This window comes from Nonomuraea sp. NPDC003707 (assembly GCF_053587055.1).
This window is the reverse complement of the sequence record NZ_JBSFNK010000017.1, coordinates 88,919-105,344: the sequence shown is the minus strand read 5'-3', so window position 1 is coordinate 105,344 and position 16,426 is coordinate 88,919. Positions and strand designations below refer to the sequence as shown.

15 protein-coding genes are annotated in these 16,426 nt (G+C 68.3%); 2 read left to right on the top strand and 13 right to left on the bottom strand.

The window, feature by feature from the left end:
* Positions 1-19: 19 nt before the first annotated feature.
* The 7 genes from ACWDRB_RS36755 to ACWDRB_RS36725 are packed head-to-tail and all read right to left on the bottom strand — an operon-like array spanning position 20 to position 7,429.
* Positions 20-1,054: an aldo/keto reductase gene (locus ACWDRB_RS36755; RefSeq protein WP_449901635.1), complete on the bottom strand. Its 1,035-nt coding sequence runs from the start codon at positions 1,052-1,054 to the stop codon at positions 20-22.
* Positions 1,051-2,031 carry an ABC transporter permease gene (locus tag ACWDRB_RS36750; RefSeq protein ID WP_364259917.1) on the bottom strand — a complete coding sequence of 327 codons (981 nt, stop codon included), beginning with the start codon at positions 2,029-2,031 and terminating at the stop codon, positions 1,051-1,053. The genes ACWDRB_RS36755 and ACWDRB_RS36750 overlap by 4 nt, the downstream gene beginning before the upstream one ends.
* A gap of 5 nt (positions 2,032-2,036) precedes the next feature.
* Positions 2,037-3,518: a sugar ABC transporter ATP-binding protein gene (locus tag ACWDRB_RS36745; RefSeq protein WP_449901632.1), complete on the bottom strand. Its 1,482-nt coding sequence runs from the start codon at positions 3,516-3,518 to the stop codon at positions 2,037-2,039.
* A complete protein-coding gene (locus tag ACWDRB_RS36740; RefSeq protein ID WP_449901630.1) occupies positions 3,518-4,543 on the bottom strand; it encodes a sugar ABC transporter substrate-binding protein in 1,026 nt (341 codons plus the stop codon). The genes ACWDRB_RS36745 and ACWDRB_RS36740 overlap by 1 nt, the downstream gene beginning before the upstream one ends.
* Before the next feature lie 14 nt (positions 4,544-4,557).
* Positions 4,558-5,292, bottom strand: a complete 735-nt coding sequence (locus ACWDRB_RS36735; RefSeq protein WP_364259908.1) for an SDR family NAD(P)-dependent oxidoreductase — start codon at positions 5,290-5,292, stop codon at positions 4,558-4,560.
* Positions 5,289-6,587, bottom strand: a complete 1,299-nt coding sequence (locus tag ACWDRB_RS36730; RefSeq protein ID WP_449901628.1) for an L-fuconate dehydratase — start codon at positions 6,585-6,587, stop codon at positions 5,289-5,291. Before ACWDRB_RS36730 ends, ACWDRB_RS36735 begins: the two co-directional genes overlap by 4 nt.
* Complete coding sequence (locus tag ACWDRB_RS36725; RefSeq protein ID WP_449901625.1) at positions 6,584-7,429, bottom strand: fumarylacetoacetate hydrolase family protein; 846 nt, start codon at positions 7,427-7,429, stop codon at positions 6,584-6,586. Before ACWDRB_RS36725 ends, ACWDRB_RS36730 begins: the two co-directional genes overlap by 4 nt.
* A 935-nt stretch (positions 7,430-8,364) precedes the next feature.
* Here ACWDRB_RS36725 and ACWDRB_RS36720 point away from each other — a divergent pair.
* Positions 8,365-9,570, top strand: coding sequence for a cytochrome P450 (locus ACWDRB_RS36720; RefSeq protein WP_449901623.1), 1,206 nt, complete (start codon positions 8,365-8,367; stop codon positions 9,568-9,570).
* 42 nt (positions 9,571-9,612) lie between these two features.
* Here the strand turns inward: ACWDRB_RS36720 and ACWDRB_RS36715 are convergent, their stop codons facing one another.
* The 5 genes from ACWDRB_RS36715 to ACWDRB_RS36695 form a co-directional block, all read right to left on the bottom strand.
* Positions 9,613-10,461, bottom strand: coding sequence for an endonuclease domain-containing protein (locus tag ACWDRB_RS36715; protein WP_449901620.1), 849 nt, complete (start codon positions 10,459-10,461; stop codon positions 9,613-9,615).
* A 975-nt stretch (positions 10,462-11,436) separates the two neighbouring features.
* Positions 11,437-12,177, bottom strand: a complete 741-nt coding sequence (locus tag ACWDRB_RS36710) for a class I SAM-dependent methyltransferase (protein ID WP_449901618.1) — start codon at positions 12,175-12,177, stop codon at positions 11,437-11,439.
* 178 nt (positions 12,178-12,355) lie between these two features.
* A complete protein-coding gene (locus ACWDRB_RS36705; RefSeq protein ID WP_355205224.1) occupies positions 12,356-12,766 on the bottom strand; it encodes a DUF2000 domain-containing protein in 411 nt (136 codons plus the stop codon).
* 56 nt (positions 12,767-12,822) lie between these two features.
* Positions 12,823-13,656 (bottom strand): SRPBCC domain-containing protein, encoded by an 834-nt coding sequence (locus ACWDRB_RS36700; protein ID WP_449901615.1) that lies wholly within the window; start codon positions 13,654-13,656, stop codon positions 12,823-12,825.
* A gap of 80 nt (positions 13,657-13,736) precedes the next feature.
* The gene (locus ACWDRB_RS36695; protein ID WP_449901612.1) at positions 13,737-14,423 is read right to left on the bottom strand and encodes a helix-turn-helix domain-containing protein; all 687 of its coding nucleotides are present in this window, start codon (positions 14,421-14,423) and stop codon (positions 13,737-13,739) included.
* Positions 14,424-14,484: 61 nt separating this feature from the next.
* Here ACWDRB_RS36695 and ACWDRB_RS36690 point away from each other — a divergent pair, with 61 nt between their 5' ends.
* Positions 14,485-15,318, top strand: coding sequence for an AraC family transcriptional regulator (locus ACWDRB_RS36690; protein ID WP_449901610.1), 834 nt, complete (start codon positions 14,485-14,487; stop codon positions 15,316-15,318).
* A gap of 3 nt (positions 15,319-15,321) precedes the next feature.
* On the opposite strand, the gene ACWDRB_RS36685 is transcribed toward ACWDRB_RS36690, so the two are convergent.
* A complete protein-coding gene (locus tag ACWDRB_RS36685; protein WP_364259882.1) occupies positions 15,322-16,344 on the bottom strand; it encodes a GDP-mannose 4,6-dehydratase in 1,023 nt (340 codons plus the stop codon).
* Between the last annotated feature and the right edge of the window lie 82 nt (positions 16,345-16,426).

Here is a 16,426-nt window from a genome sequence, read left to right as displayed (position 1 = left end):
CGGGCTCAGCGCCTCGCCATCACTCCTTGGGCAGTAACTCCTCCGACATCAGCTCGTCCCACACCGCCTCCGGGACCGGGCGGGACAGCAGGGCGGCGTTCGCGGTGATCTCCTCGGGCGAGCGGGCGCCCAGGACGACCGAGGCGACGGCCGGGTGGCGGAGGGGGAAGGTCATGGCCGCCTGGGGCAGCGTGACGCCGTGGCGTTCGCAGATCTCCGCGATCCTCGTCGCCCGCTCCATCACCGACGCCGGTGCGGGCTCGTAGTTGTACGTGCCGGTCGGCCGCGGGGTGGCCAGGATGCCGCTGTTGAAGACGCCCGCCGCCAGCACCCTGACCCCGCGACGCGCGCACTCCTCCAGGAGCGGCAGGCCCGACTGGTCGAGCAGGGTGTAGCGGCCCGCGAGCATCACGACGTCGATGGTGGTCTCCTGGACGAAGCGCAGAAGCGCCTGCCACTGGTTCATCCCGACGCCGATGGCCTTCACCACGCCCTGCGCCCGCAGCTCGGCCAGCGCCGGGTACGCCTCCGCCAGCGCCTGGTCCATGTGGTCGTCCGGGTCGTGGATGAGCGCGATGTCGACGGCCGGGAGCCCCAGGCGTCCCAGGGACTCCTCCAGGGATCTGCGTACGCCGTCGCCGGAGAAGTCCCACACCCGCTGGAGGTCGGCGGACACGTCGAAGCCCTGCTCGTCGCGGCCGCCCGAGGACGAGGCGGGCACCAGCAGGCGGCCGACCTTGGTGGACAGGACGTAACCCGAGCGGTCCTTGAGCGCGGCGCCGAGGCGGCGCTCCGACAGGCCGAGCCCGTAGTGGGGCGCGGTGTCGAACAGGCGCACCCCGGCGTCCCACGCCGCGTCGACCGTGGCCCGCGCCTGCTCCTCCGACACCTCCTGGTACAGGTTGCCGATCGGCGCACCACCGAAGCCGTGCCGCGACACCTCAACCCCGCCACCGTCACGCCCGACCCACGACCCGCCGCCATCACGACCGGTCGGAGACCCGTCCGGCGCGTCGCCGTCCGAGCCGGCCGGAGGTTCGTCGATCCCGTTCAATCCTGTGCCTTTCCGCCCGCGATCCGGCTGATCATCAACGCGATGAGGATGATCCCGCCATAGATCACCGGCTGCCAGAAGCCGGAGACGCCGATGAGCGTCAGGATGTTCTGCACCAGGCCGATCACCAGCACGCCGGTGAGCGCGCCCAGGATCGTGCCCTTGCCGCCGTCCATGCTCACGCCGCCGATGACCGCCGCCGCGAACACCATGAAGATCCACCCGACGCCCTGGTTGTTGCCGATCGCCCCGAGGCGGCCGGTCTCCAGGATCCCGGCGAGCGCCGCGAGCGTCCCGCCCAGGATGAACACCCCGTACAGCACCCGATCCACCCGGATGCCGGCGGCGCGGGCGGCGTCGGTGTTGCCGCCGATCGCGTAGAGCGCGCGGCCGAGCCGCAGGTAGCCCAGGCCGAAGATGCCCGCCGCGAACAGCACACCGGCGATCCAGATGGCCGCCGGCAGGCCGAGCCACATGGCGCTGCCCAGGTAGAGGATCGAGTCGGGGAGCTGGAACAGCGTCTTGCCCTCGGTCGGCCCCTGCAGGAGGCCGTGCACGATGATCAGCATGGCCAGCGTCACGATGAACGCCGACAGCTGGAACCTGATGATCAGGAAACCGTTGAACGCCCCGATGGCCGCGCCGACCAGCAGGGCCAGCGGGATCACCAGCGCGCCGGGCAGCCCGATGCCGAACCCGCCCGCGGCCGCCGGGATCACCAGCATCACCGCGATGGCCGGCGCGGTGCCGACCGTCGACTCCAGCGACAGGTCGAACTTGCCGGCGATGAGGATCATCGCCTCCGCCAGCACGACGAGCGAGATCGCCGCCTGCTGCTGGAGCACGTTCGTGAGGTTGCCCGCGGTCAGGAAGGTCGGGTCGAGGAACGCGCCCACGACGAGCAGGATCACGATCACCGGCACCAGCGTCAGGTCACGGAACCTGGCCAGGCGCACCCGTGGGACCGGCGCAGTCATAGTGGTCAATCTTCTATGCCCTCCATCACGGCCACGAGTTCGTGGTCAGTCCAGCCGCGCGGCACGTCCTTGACGACCCTGCCGTGGAACATCACCAGCACCCTGTCGCAGATCCGCAGGTCGTCGAGCTCGTCGGAGACCACGACGGCCCCCGCGCCCCGCCCGACCGCGTCCTCGACCGCGCCGAGCAGTGCCTGCTTGGCCTTGACGTCGACACCGGCCGTCGGGTTGATCACGACCAGCACCGTCGGGTCGTCCACGAGAGCCCGCGCGAACACGACCTTCTGCGCGTTCCCCCCGGACAGGTCGCCGACCGGCTGATCAGGGCCTTCCGTCTTGATGTCGAGGTTCTTGATCATCTCGTCGGCCTTGGCCCGTCGGCGGGCAGGTGACACGATCCCGTACCGGCCGAGCTTGCGGGCGATCGGGAACGTGGTGTTCTCCCCCACCGAGAGCAGCGGGACGAAGCCCTCGTGGTGGCGGTCCTCCGGCACGAACCCGAGACCCGCCTTCATGGCGGCGGGCACGTCGCCCGGTTTGACCCGGGTGCCGTTGACCGTGACCGTGCCGGAGTCGGCTTTGCGGAGCCCGACGAGGGTCTCGGCCAGGCCGACCTTGCCGCTGCTCGCGGAGCCGGCCAGGCCGACGACCTCGCCCGCTTTAACGGAAATATCGATATCTGCGTAGCGATCGCCGAGCGAGAGTCCCTCGCCCGACAGCACGACCCGGTCGCCAGGCGTGCGGGAGCGGGACTCGTACGCCGTCGTGGCCTCCCCCGTCATCGCGGCGACCAGCTCGTCGTGGGGAAGCTCGGCGACCGGCCTGGTCACGATGTGCCGCGCGTCGCGGAAGACCGTGACGCTCTGGCAGATCTCGTAGACCTCGTCGAGGTGGTGGGAGATGTACATCATCGTGACGCCCTGCTCGCGCAGCGAGCGCATGCGCGCGAACAGCCGCTCGATGGCCGGGCCGTCGAGCCGGGCGGTCGGCTCGTCGAGGATGATGAACCTCGTCCCGAACGACAGCGCCCTGGCGATCTCGACGAGCTGGCGCTGCTCGACGGTCAGGTCGCCGGCCAGCGCCTGGGCGTCGACGTCCACCTCGTACGTGTCCAGCAGCTCGCGCGCCCTGGCCCGCAGCGCGCGCCAGTTGATCCTGGCGCCCCTGGCCGACTGGCGGTTGAGGAAGAGGTTCTCGGCGACCGTCAGCGCGGGGATGATCGTGGACTTCTGATAGACGCAGGCGACGCGCTGCCGCCAGGCGTCGCGGTCGGCGAGGGCGGGCGCCCCCTCTCCCGAGAACAGCACCTCGCCCTCATCGGCCGGCTGGAGCCCGGTGAGGATCGACACGAGGGTGGACTTCCCCGCGCCGTTCCTGCCGACGAGCGCATGGGTCTCGCCCTCGGCGATCGCGATCCCCGCGCCGTTCAGCGCGACGGTGGGGCCGAAGCGCTTGACGACGTTTCGGGCTTCAACGTGATTTTTCATCACTTGATCTGATTACCCCAAAGGCTCTTGTCGTCCACGTTGTCTTTAGTCACGAGCGGCGCGGGGAGCTGGTCCTCCAGGCCGTTCGGGAGCTGGATGATGTTGCTGTCGTGATCGGTCGGGCCGGGCTTGAACGTCTTGCCCTCCAGCGCGGCCTTGGCGTAGAAGACCGCGTACTTGGCATACAGGTCCGCCGGCTGCGACACCGTGGCGTCGATGTCGCCCTTGCGGATCGCCTCGAGCTCCTCCGGGATGCCGTCGTTCGACACCACGAAGACGTGCTTGGGGTCGCTCGGCGTGACGAGCAGGCTCTTCTGCTTCAACACCTGCAGCGTCGGCGCCAGGTGCACGCCGCCGGCATGCATGTAGATGCCCTTGATGTCGGGGTTCTGCTCCAGGCGGGTCTGCAGCATGGACGCGGCCTTGGTGCCCTCCCACTCCGTGGGCTCGCTGAACACGGTGATGCCGGGGAACTTGGACTTCATGCACTCCAGGAACGCCTCCGACCTGTCACGGCCGTTGATGGAGCTGAGCGCGCCCTGGAGCTGCACGACCTTGCCCTTGCCCCCCAGCTTCTCCCCGAGGAACTCGCAGGCCTTGGTCCCGTACGCGCGGTTGTCGGCGCGTACGACCATGTAGACCTTTCCCTTGTCCGGACGGGTGTCGACGGTCACGACGGGGATCTTCTTGTTCTCCAACTGCTGCAGCGTGTTGGCGATGGCACCGGTGTCCTGCGGGGCCATGATGATCGCCTTGGCACCCTGACCCACCAGCGCCTGCACGTTGTTGACCAGCTTGGAGACGTCGTTCTGCGAGTTCGTGGGTGGCATGAGGTCCACCTTGTACTCGCCGGCCATCTGCGGGACGTACTTGATGTAGGAGTTCCAGAAGTTGGAGTCGGCCCGCGGGTGGTCGATGCCGACCTTCCCGCCGCCGCTCCCTCCTCCGGTTGTTGTCGTGCCCGAGCCACACGCGGTGACGACCGCCAAGAGGGCCGCCGCCGCGACCGCCGATCCGAACTTCATGGGGGGTACCTTCCTTAGTTGGACGCCCTCAGCCGGAGCCCTTGCATGCCCCCGTCGACCGCGAGCGCGGTCCCGGTGGTGGCGCCGGCTTCAGGACTGGCGAGATAGGCGATCGCCGCGGCGACCTCCTCCGCGCTGACCAGACGGCCCATCGGCTGCCTGGCGTTCAGTGCGGCCCGCTCCCCCTCGGGGTCGTCGGCCTTGTCGAGCAGCCTCGCGACCCACGGGGTGTCCGCGGTGCCGGGGTTGACGCAGTTGACGCGAATGCCCTCACGGATGTGGTCCGCGGCCATCGCGAGGGTCAGCGAGAGCACCGCGCCCTTGGTCGCGCTGTAGAGCGCGCGCTGTGGCAGGCCCGCGGTGGCCGCGATCGAGCACGTGTTGACGATGGAGGCGTGCTCTGACTGCCTGAGGTACGGCAGCGCCGCCCGCGCGACCCGGACCATGCCGAGCACGTTGACGTCGAACACCCTCTGCCACTCGCTGTCCGGGTTGTCCTCGATGGTGCCCTGAGCGCCGATGCCGGCGTTGTTGACGAGCACGTCGATGCCGCCCAGCCGCTCGGCGGCCTCCGCCACCGCCGCCCGTACCTGTGCGTCATCTGTGACATCGACCTTGATCCCGATGAACGGCTCGCCCGGCGGATTGATGTCGAGGCAGGCGACGGTCATGTCGCGCTCGGCGAGCAGGGTGGCCACGGCCAGCCCGATGCCGGACCCGCCGCCGGTCACGATCGCTTTCAGGCTCACGCGTCCCTCCATACTTCGCCGCCGGGGAATGTGTGGGCGGCGATCGACACTGCGTGCATCTCCGCGCTGAAGCCGGGCGCGGACGGTGCGGCGTAACGACCGTTGCGGATGACCACGGGGTCCACGAAGTGCTCGTGGAGGTGGTCGACGTACTCGATCACGCGGTTGTCCATGGAGCCGGTGATCGCGACGTAGTCGAACATCGACAGGTGCTGCACCAGCTCGCACAGCCCGACGCCGCCCGCGTGGGGACACACCGGCACGCCGAACTTGGCCGCGAGCAGCAGGATCGCCAGGTTCTCGTTGACGCCGCCGACTCTGGCCGAGTCGATCTGCAGGTAGGAGATGGCATTGGCCTGCAGGAGCTGCTTGAACACGATGCGGTTCTGGACGTGCTCGCCGGTGGCCACGGGGATGGGGTCGATGCCCCTGGCGATGGCGGCGTGGCCGAGCACGTCGTCGGGGCTGGTCGGCTCCTCGACCCAATGGGGGTGGAACTCGCCCAGCGCGTTGATCCACTCGATGCCCGATCCGACGTCCCAGCGCTGGTTGGCGTCGATGGCGATCGGGAAGTCGGGGCCGCAGACCTCGCGGGCGACCCTGAACCTGCGCCGGTCGTCCTCGAGGTCGGCGCCGACCTTGAGCTTGATCTGCTTGAAGCCCTGCTCCAGGGCCTCCTTGCAGAGCCTGCGCAGCTTGTCGTCGTCGTACCCGAGCCATCCGGGGGAGGTGGTGTAGGCGGGATAGCCGACCTCGATGAGCCGGCTGATCCGCTCCTCCTTGCCCGCCTCCTGGCTCTTCAGGATCTGGAGGGCCTCTTGCGGCGTCAGCGCGTCGCTCAGGTAGCGGAAGTCGATGAGGTCGACGATCTCCTCGGGGGACATCTCGGACAGCAGCCGCCACAACGGCTTGCCCGCCCGCTTGGCCTTGAGGTCCCACAGGGCGTTGACCACGGCGGAGATCGCCATGTGCATGACGCCCTTCTCCGGCCCCAGCCAGCGCAACTGCGAGTCGTTGACCATGTCCTTGTAGAGCACGCCGAGGTCCTCGACGTCCTTGCCGATCACGTACGGCTCGAGCGCGCTGATGGCCGTGGTCTGGATGTCGTTGCCACGCCCGATCGTGAAGGCGAACCCGTGCCCCTCGAACCCGTCATCGGTCGTGAGCACGACATAGGCCGCGGAGTAGTCGGGATCCGGATTCATCGCATCCGAGCCGTCGAGCTCGCGCGAGGTCGGGAACCGCACGTCGTGCGTCTCCATCCCGACGATCCGGTACGCGCCAGGAGTCGTCATGCCTGCCCCACCATCTGGCGCTGCCGCCCGAGCCCTTCGATCTCCAGCTCCATCACGTCACCTTCACGCAGGTACGGCTGCCCCGGCATGCCCATCGCCACGCCGGCCGGCGTACCCGTATTGATCACGTCACCCGGCTCCAGGACCATGAACTGGCTCAGGTAGCGCACGATCTCGGCCACGTCAAAGATCATGTTCTTGGTGTCGCCGTCCTGGCGCAGCTCACCGTTCACCCAGAGGCGCAGCGGCAGGCTCTGCGGGTCGCTCACCTCGTCCGCCGTAACCAGCCACGGGCCGAGCGGGTTGAACGTCTCGCACGACTTGCCCTTGTCCCACTGCCCACCGCGTTCGAGCTGGAACTCGCGTTCGGAGACGTCGTTGGAGATCGCGTACCCGGCGATCACACCGAGCGCCTCCTCCCGGCTGCCCAGGTAGCGGGCCTCCTGGCCGATCACGACAGCCAACTCCACCTCCCAGTCGGTCTTCACACTGCCCCTGGGCACGAGCACCTCGTCGTACGGGCCGACCATGGTGTTCGCGGCCTTCATGAACACGACCGGCTCGGCCGGCACATCCTGCCCGGACTCGGCGGCGTGGTCGCTGTAGTTCAGGCCGATGCAAACGATCTTGCCCGGACGAGCGATCGGGGCGCCGATCCGCAGCCCTTCGGCGTCGACGACGGGCAGGGCACCACGCTCGAGCGCGTCCCGGACGCGCGCCACTCCCCCGGAAGCGAGGAAAGCCCCATCAATCTCGGGCTCTCCGATGTCGCGCAGGTGACCGGCGTCATCCATGACCACCGGACGTTCCTGGCCGACAGGTCCTACTCGCAGCAGCTTCACACCGCATCCTTCTCATATACATCGGATGTCTCGATTCATGATGCTCGTGCGATCGGGCAGAGTGTGTCAAGGGTGACAAGACGGATACATCCGATCCGTGACCTCGAAAGACACCCCCTGGGGGTGGTCGATGCCTGTGAAGCGACTTTACCGCTCCGATGGCTGCATTCACATACACGAATTAACGCCTCCCAATACATCGGAGGTAAACCCCACCCCCAAGACCACACCTCCCACCTGCCACGCCAACCACCACCGGCAAACATCCCCCCAGGACAATCCACCCCACGCCGGCCGGGGTGGCGGCGTGGGACTCCAGCCCCCGCGATAGGCGCCAGCGCTGGGCCCAGGTCCCCGCAGCAGGTGCCGGCGTGGGACTCAAGCCCTCGCGATAGGGGGCACGGGCCGGCTTATCAAGCACGCGGGCCCCGCCGTGTCGCACACGCCAGGCCAGCCGTATCGGGCATGCGAGCCGACTCAACCTGAGCGCACACGACGGCTGGATCGCGCATGAAACCCAGCCGAGGCTCGCGCTCAGACGACCAACGACTCGCACGTAGACACCGAGGGCACGCACACAGACAGCCGATAGCACGCGCACAGACGACCAGCAGCACCCACACAGACGGTCGACGACTCTCGCGCAGACGGCCGACGACACGCGCACAGACAGCCATGGCGCACGCACAGACGACCAACAGCTCGCACGCAGACAGCCGGCGGCACGCACGCGGACGGCCGGCGGCACGCGTGCTTCCCGACATCAAGCGAGGCCGCTGTCATCGGCAACCGCGGGGACCTGGCACAAGCCGCATCGCCCGACGAATGCCCGACCTCGGCGGACCCCTTGTGGAGCCATTTCGCCACTACATTGCCCCTTGACGGTCGTACAGGGACGTAATAGAACACGTTTCAAGTAGTAGTAAACCAAGCGCTTGATCAAGAGGGTGAATCTGGTGCACATCGACCTCGTCGACAGGGACATTTACGCGACCACCGGACCACCACACGAGCAGCTCGCCTGGCTCCGCGCGAACTCCCCCGTCCACTGGCACGAGGGCGAGCCCGGATTCTGGGCCGTCACCCGATACGAGGACGTCGTCCATGTATCGCGGCACTCCGACCGGTTCTCCTCGCACAAGAAGCTCGCCCTGTTCGAAGAGCTGACCCAGGAACAGATCGATCTCCAGCGCCACATGATGCTCAACCAGGACCCGCCCGAGCACACGAGACGGCGTTCCCTGGTCAACCGCGGCTTCACTCCGCGCACGATCGGCGCGCTCGAAGAGCACATCCGCGACATCTGCGACGACCTCCTGGACAAGTGCACCGGCGAGATCGACTTCGTCACCGAAGTCGCCGCGCCGCTCCCCCTGTACGTGATCTGCGAATTGCTCGGCGCGCCCGTGGCCGACCGCGACAAGCTCTTCACCTGGTCCAACCGCATGATCGGCAGCCAGGACCCGGACTACTCGGAAACTCCCGAGGTGGGCTCGGCCGCCGCCATGGAGGTCTACGCCTACGCCAACGAACTCGCGACACGCCGCAGGGACACCCCGAAGAACGACATCGTCACCAAGCTCCTTCAGCCCAACGAGCACGGCGAGACGCTTGACCAGGACGAGTTCAACCTGTTCATCCTCCTCCTGGCGGTCGCCGGCAACGAGACGACCCGCAACGCGGCCTCCGGCGGCATGCTCACCCTCTTCGAGCACCCGGACCAGTGGGCCCGCCTGGTCGCCGACCCCACCCTCGCCAAGACCGCAGCCGACGAAATCGTCCGCTGGGTCTCCCCGGTCAACCTCTTCCGCCGCACCTCCACCACCGACCAAGTGCTGGGCGGGCAGGAGATCAAGGCCGACGACAAGGTCGTGGTCTTCTACGCCGCCGCCAACCGCGACCCCGCGGTCTTCTCCGACCCCGAAGTCTTCGACATCACCCGCGACCCGAACCCGCACATCGGCTTCGGCGGCGGCGGAGCTCACTTCTGCCTGGGCAACCACCTGGCCAAACTCGAACTCCGGGTCCTCTTCGAGCAACTGGCACGCCGACGCCCCAAACTCCGCCAAACGGGCTCTGCGCGCCGGCTTCGCTCGAACTTCATCAACGGCATCAAGGAGCTTCCTGTCACGGTCGGCTGACCCCTGGCAGCGGCCACCGCAGGGAATCAGCTCCACCCCATGTCACCCCGCTCGCCGCAGCGGCCTGTTGGTGGTCAGCACAACCCAGCCCGGCCCGGCCCGGCCCGACGTTCCGCCACGAACGCCCGACCAAGGCTCCGGTGTGACGCCCAGCCGACACCGCGGCGCGGCGCCCGGCTGATGCTCCGGCGTGGCGCCTGGCTGGCATTTGGGCACGGCGCCAGTCATCAGTCCGGGTGTGGGCGCGCGGACGGCGTGCGGGCCCGGCCGGCGTCCGGGCACGGACGTCTGACCGGCACTCGGCGTGGTGGGTTGGAGAGGTGGGTGGCTGATTAATCGGAAGCGGGAGCGGCGGCGGGCGGCTCGGATGCGGCGGAGGATGTGGTTGGTGCGCTCCGGGCCGGGCTGCCAGCCGCATTCGATCAAGGCGTTGGCCACGTGATGGAGGAGGTCGGCGATCTGGCCGGGGATGACGTCTCGGCGGACGGCGATCACGCGCCAGCCGCGGCGGCGCAACTCCTCGCGGCGGTCCGCGTCGTGTTGCTGGTCGGCGGGTGAGGTGTGATGCTCCTGGCCGTCGTACTCGACTGCGACCTTGAAGTCCTCCCAGCCCAGGTCTAGGTACGCGAACCGGTCGTCGTCCAGCCCGACCCGGATCTGGGTGGTGGGTCTGGGGAGGCCGCCTTCCACGAGGATGACCCGGAGCCAGCTCTCCCTGGGTGAGGCGGCTCCCCGGTCGGCGAAGCCGAGGGTGTCGCGTAGGCGCCAGGAGTTGAGCGGGCGGTGCCACAGAGCTTCGAGATCGACGCCCCGCCGTGCGAACTGGTCGAGGATCGCCACCGCCTCCATGCGGGGCAACCAGCGGGCGCAGTCGAGGGCTGTGCGTTCCATGGTGGTGAGGCGGATGCCCTTGTGCGTGGTGATGTCTTCCGGAGGGAGCGGTGCCGGGTAGGTGACGCAGCCTGGGAGAGCGAGGTGGCCGGGGGCGGTCAGCTCTATGGGCCAGTCGGCTTCTGGGGTGTGCAGGGCGTTCAGACCCCAGATATGGGCGGCTGTCTGACGGCAGACAACGGCCTGCGGGATCGCTCGGGTGATTCGGGCGGTCCGCTCGGCGAGTGATGGCGGGGTGGGTGGCAGCTCTGCCTTTGGAAGCCCGCGATCGGTCTTTCCCTGAATGGGAGGTGGCTCCTTCAGGGGTGCGGTGCTGGGTGTCGATGTCCCTCTTTCGGGGTCTACAGCTCCGAGGGGCGGTGCCGCATGGGGTGGAGGGCCGTGAGGCGTGGTTACGGCGCTGGGGTAAGCGGGGTCGGTGACGGTGCAATCGGTGACTCTGGGGCCTCTGAGGCTGGAGTCGGTGACGGTGAGGTGGATGGGGTGGTGTGGGTGGTGCATGGCACACAGGGTGCTATGGCGGGGCTGGTGGCGAGCAGCCGAATGGAGTTCTGTGGAGGACGTTGAGTTTTCCACAGTTCAGGGAATTGACCTGCGGTTCTAGGACCTACGCTGCCCCGTGGTGGCCGGGTTGGCCCGTGAGTAGCCCATCGTTGACGTTTTCGCAGGTCAGCCGCTGCCTCTGATCGTTGCGCTCCGACCGTACGCCACCGCACCAGGCAGGCGACCTCGGGCATCAGCCCGGCCCACTCCAGGCAGAATCCCCCGGCTCCACCGCTCGCACGTCGGTCAGCCGCATCAGCAGTTCCCGCGCCGGCAAGACCGACCGCGCAATACGAGCCTTGAACATCGCCGAGAAGATGGCGCCCTCCGAAGTAAGGCGCTCCGGTACCCGTCAGGTCATCACTGAGCTACTTCGCCGGGATCCTCACAGCAAGCTATCCGGCTTGCGAGAACTCGCCCGTCGCGTCGGCGTCACCCTCTGAAATCGGCGGCTTGCAGCTGGAATTGCAGGTCGGAGGCGCCTGGCGTCTCCAGGACCGACACCGCGACCAGGCCGGCGGCTGCGGCAAGGCTCTCGAATCCCGAGCGGGTATACCAGTGCAGTACCCAGGGGCGGTCCACGACGGTGCTCTCGCCGTCGCGGTACCGCTCGTAACGCAACACCGTCGTCTGCGTCCGCGCGGAATCGCTACGCTCCTCGGACACCACCGAGACACGCAACTCAGCACCGTCGTCCGCCGTAGCGGTGCGCACTCGGCCGATCCGTTCGGCAGGTGTGGGCGACGGGACGAACAGCGGCACCAGGGCGGTGCCGCCCACGGCGAGATGGTTGCGGATGCGGTGGAGGGCAGCCAGAGCGATGGAGTCGTCGGGGAGCAGGTTGAAAGTCGGCCCGGCAAGAAAGATCGCGCGGTAGCGGCGTGGCAGATCGAGCGCCTCCATGCGCTGTTGGTAGACGACGACATCGACGCCTTGCTTCCCCGCCCGGCGACGGCACCGCTGCAGCATGTCCGCCGAGGAGTCAACACCCTCGACGTCCAGGCCGCGCCGACGCAGGTCGAGCAATGGATCGCCGTCCCCACACCCCAGCTCCAGAGCCGGGGAACCAGCCTCTCGGACAAACGCCGCGTAGGGCTCTGGATCTTGGGCGACGGACTTCAGCGGCCCATATAACTCGGCGACGATTCCTGTGTAGAAATCAGCAGGATCCACGCCCGCACCTTACGCTTCAGCCGAATGCTCGGCGACATCATTTCCGGCCCCGGCCGGGGTCGAAGAGAGGGCAGGTGATGGCATCGGGCCGTCGAACGAACCCGTCCGCCGGCTGACCGGCTGCCGGCGGCTCCGCCGCCACAAACGCCAAATCTAAAGGCGCGGTGGAGGTTGCGGGTTAAGGGTGCAGGGTGAGGCCCTTCAGGACCTTGTCCACGCCGTTCTTCGGCCCATGGATCGCCACCCCCACCAGCGCCATTTCCTCGGCCTCCACCGCTCGCACGGCCGCTCGGTTGTCCGCGTCGTGTCCCGTCTTGAACATCTCCTCGATGTAGACGGCCACGTCCATCTCCCGGCCCACCGCCTTCTCCCGGACGCCCCGGAGGCCCTCCAAGTCGGCCGTGTAGACGAGCACGGGCTGGCGGAGCATCGGCAGGTACGAATTGCCGGACCCGTCCTCGTACGGCTCCCCCATGAGCCCCGGCACCCCGCCCGCCACTGCGCTGGACAGGAAGGCGGTGACGTTGAGCTTCTGCCATGCGGCCAGATCCGCGCGGACCACTATGCCGATCTTGGTGTCGAAACGCATGGTCACGAGTCTCCACGTCCCGCCCCCGCCGTGTCTTGAACGCTGGTGCGGAAGCGTCAGCTCGTGAAGACCGGCTGCCAGTCCGGCACCTCGTGGTAGCGTCGCAGCTCCGCGACACCGGACAGGATCCCGCCCCACGCCGCGTACGGCGGGCGCTCCGTGTCGAACCCGCTCTGCACCAGCGTCAGGCGCGTCTGCCCGCCGGAGCCCTCCAACTCCCACGTGCCGACTCCCGAGGCGCCCCAGTCCAGGGAGAACTTGCTGCCGGGCTCAAGCTCCAGCACCTTGGCCGGGCTGGGGTCCTTGTCCAGGCCGCCCATCGCGAAGCGCCCGCCCACGTACGGCTCGATCTCGATCGGGAACCCGAACCACCGCGTCACCGCCTCCGAGTCGATCAGCGACTCGAACACCTTCGCCGGTGAGGCGTCGATGGTGACCTCGGCGCGCAGGTCCGCGGAGGTGAAGTCGATCTTGGGTGTGAGCTCGCGCCCCTCAAGGTGCTCGGCCAGGTTGGCGACGGCCAGGCACCAGAACGTCTGCAGCACGCCCCGGATGCTCTTGCCCGTGATGACGTCCTGGAAGTCGAAGTGCGTCTGCGACAACGTCAGGATCGTCGCGTCCCCGTCCTCCTCCAGCTTCAACTCGGTGGTCGTCTCCTCGCCGTCCAGCACCCACGCGAAGCGCACCGTGCGCTCGTCCGCGTGCAGCAGCCGCTGGTGCGGCGCGTCCCCCTCAGGCGTGGTACGCCCCCAGAACCCGAACCGGTCGGGCAGTTCCACCTCGGCGTGCTCGGCCAGCCAGATCCGCAGCGCAGCCGCGTCGGTGAGCGCCTGGCGTACGTCCTTGACAGGCGCCTGGATGCGGGCACGAAGCGTCATGGGCTCGGTCATCGTCATCTTCTCCTTTGGAGAGGGCGAGTGTGAGTGTGAGTGGCCGATCCGCGTGGGCGGTCGCCGGTCGGGCGTCGGCTTCAGGCCGGTTGTGGTCGGTCGCCCCCGTCCGGCCGCCGATGCGGGCCGGTCTCGTCCGTGGGCGCCGGAGGGGTCGAAGGTGCAGGAGGGTCGGTGGTGGCGGGAGAGGTGCCGGGCTCGGGGATGTCTGCGGGAGGGTCGGCGGCGTTCGGGTAGCAGGCGACGGCGAGCTTGAACGCGTCCCCCTCCGCCCCGCCGTACCGCGTGAACAGCCCCTGCAGCATCGTCTGCAGATCGTTCAGGAACTCCTGACGCTCTTCGGGACGCACGCGGATCTCCCCCGACAACCCGATCGACGGCAGCTCGGGCGCGCTCCTGTCGAGCGCCGCGATGTCCGACTGGACCTCCTCCATGAGATCCAGCAGGTAACCGAGGCTCAGCTCGTCACGCGCCTTGCGCAGCCCGATCCGGCCCACCAGCCGGGGCGACAGCCAGTACGAGCGAGCACCGGCCTGATAGATGCCCTCGTGGATCCCGCGCACCTTGCGCTCGGACACGAGGTCCACCAGGCCCGCCTCGACCAGCCGTTTGACGTGGTAGTAGACCCGCTGCGGTGTCTGGCCGAGCCGTTCGGCGACCTCCGAGCACGTACGCGGCTCGGCCAGCTGCCGCAGCACCTCCACGCGCTGCGGCTTGAGCAGTGCCTCGGCCTGCTCGATCTCTTCCAGGTACAGGACGTCTCTCATTGCAAAAACAATCCTTTACGTAAAAATTTGGTTTGTCAATGGCGGTGAGGACAATGGATGGATGGCGCATGACTGGTCCCGATACTGGCGGTCACCCGACCGGCCGGTGGAGGCCATGCATGCCCACTTCGAGCGGCACGTGTACCACCGGCACAGCCACGAGACCTACTCGTTCGGGGTCACCGAGACCGGCGCGCAGTCGTTCACCTGCCGCGGCTCGGCCCACACGAGCTCGGCGGGCATGGTCATGGCGTTCAACCCGGAGGACCCCCACGACGGCCACGCCACGAACGCGTACGGCTTCACGTACCGGATCGTCCACATCGGTCCCGAGCTCGTGTCGAACGCCCTGACCGACGCGACGGGCCGCCGCCTGGGCCTGCCCCTGTTCGCCGCGCCCGTGGTCGATGATCCCGTCCTGGCGGGGGCGCTGCGCTCCCTGCACGCGGAACTCCTCGGCTCCGACGCGACGGCTCTGCGGCGCGACGAGCTGCTCACGGCCACGGTCGCGGCGATCGTACGGCGGGCCGCCACGACCCCGATCCACCCGGACGGCAGGCCAGGAAGGTCGGCGAGGGTCGCGCGGCAGGCCAGGCAGCTCCTCCATGACCGCCTCAGGGACGATCTCACGAGCGACGACCTGGCGCGGGCCACGGGCGCCAGCCGCTACGCGGTCTACCGGGCCTTCCACGCGGAGTACGGGCTGTCCCCCAGCGACTACCAGCGGCAGCTACGGCTCAGAGCGGCACGTACGCTGATCGCCGGCGGCACGGCCATCAGTGAGGCGGCCACCGCGACGGGCTTCGCCGACCAGAGCCACCTGACCCGCTGGTTCACCCGCTACTTCGGCCTGACCCCGGGCACCTATCGACAGGCCGTCACAGGTGAACGATGACCGTCACGGCCAGGAGCTGTCCTGGTCGGGATCGCCTCCGTCGGAGAGCAACCGCAGATCCGACTCGACCATCATCGCCACCAGCTCGTCGAACGACACGCTCGGCTCCCACCCCAGCTGCGTCCGCGCCTTCTTCGGGTCCGCGCACAGCAGGTCCACCTCGGCGGGCCGGTGCAGCGTCTGGTCGGTCACCACGTACCGCTCCCAGTCCAGCCCCGCGGCCGTGAAGGCCGCCTCCACCAGCTCCCTGACCGACTTCATCCGCCCCGTCCCGATCACGTAGTCCTCGGGATTGGCGGCCTGCAGCATCAGGTGCATCGCCTTCACGTAGTCGCCGGCGAACCCCCAGTCCCGCCGCGCCTCCAGGTTCCCCAGTCGCAGCTCGGTGGCCAGCCCCAGCTTGATCCGGGCCACCCCCAGGGACACCTTCCTGGTGACGAACTCGGCCCCCCGGCGCGGCGACTCGTGGTTGAACAGGATCCCGGACACGGCGAACATCCCGTACGACTCGCGGTAGTTCTGCGTGAGGAAGTGCCCGTACGCCTTGGCCACCCCGTACGGCGAGCGCGGGTGGAAGGCGGTCCGCTCGTTCTGCGGCGTCTCGCTGACCTGCCCGAACATCTCAGAGGATGAAGCCTGATAAAAGCGGATCTGTCGGGAGGCGCCCGAGCCCCGCGACGCCCCCGAGCACACCCGGATCGCCTCCAGCATGCGCAGCACGCCCATCCCGGTCACCTCGGCCGTGAGCTCCGCCTGCTCCCACGACATCGGCACGAACGAGATCGCCCCGAGGTTGTAGACCTCGTCAGGCTGAACGCGTTCCACCGCCGAGATCAGGGACCCCTGGTCCAGCAGATCCCCCCGCACCACCCGCACGTCGGAGAGCAGCTTGCGCATCCTGGACACGCGCGGGTTCGCCTGCCCCCGGGCCAGGCCCCACACCTCGTATCCCTGCTCGAGCAGGTGCTCCGCCAAGTAAGAACCGTCCTGGCCGGTGATGCCGGTGATCAGAGCTCGCCTGGCCAAGGGTCCTCCTGCTATCGCGTATAGCAATCTGTCTGGGACGGAATGTACAGCTAAGCGCCCAGATAGGGCACCAGCCCACCTA

Excerpts from the sequence above, each read along its gene's own strand:
- ACWDRB_RS36715 (WP_449901620.1), bottom strand. The coding sequence starts at position 10,461 with ATGGAACGCACAGCCCTCGACTGCGCCCGCTGGTTGCCCCGCATGGAG.
- ACWDRB_RS36730 (WP_449901628.1), bottom strand. The coding sequence starts at position 6,587 with ATGACGACTCCTGGCGCGTACCGGATCGTCGGGATGGAGACGCACGAC.
- ACWDRB_RS36750 (WP_364259917.1), bottom strand. The coding sequence starts at position 2,031 with ATGACTGCGCCGGTCCCACGGGTGCGCCTGGCCAGGTTCCGTGACCTG.
- ACWDRB_RS36690 (WP_449901610.1), top strand. The coding sequence starts at position 14,485 with ATGGCGCATGACTGGTCCCGATACTGGCGGTCACCCGACCGGCCGGTG.
- ACWDRB_RS36745 (WP_449901632.1), bottom strand. The coding sequence starts at position 3,518 with ATGAAAAATCACGTTGAAGCCCGAAACGTCGTCAAGCGCTTCGGCCCC.
- ACWDRB_RS36705 (WP_355205224.1), bottom strand. The coding sequence starts at position 12,766 with ATGCGTTTCGACACCAAGATCGGCATAGTGGTCCGCGCGGATCTGGCC.
- ACWDRB_RS36740 (WP_449901630.1), bottom strand. The coding sequence starts at position 4,543 with ATGAAGTTCGGATCGGCGGTCGCGGCGGCGGCCCTCTTGGCGGTCGTC.
- ACWDRB_RS36700 (WP_449901615.1), bottom strand. The coding sequence starts at position 13,656 with ATGACCGAGCCCATGACGCTTCGTGCCCGCATCCAGGCGCCTGTCAAG.
- ACWDRB_RS36695 (WP_449901612.1), bottom strand. The coding sequence starts at position 14,423 with ATGAGAGACGTCCTGTACCTGGAAGAGATCGAGCAGGCCGAGGCACTG.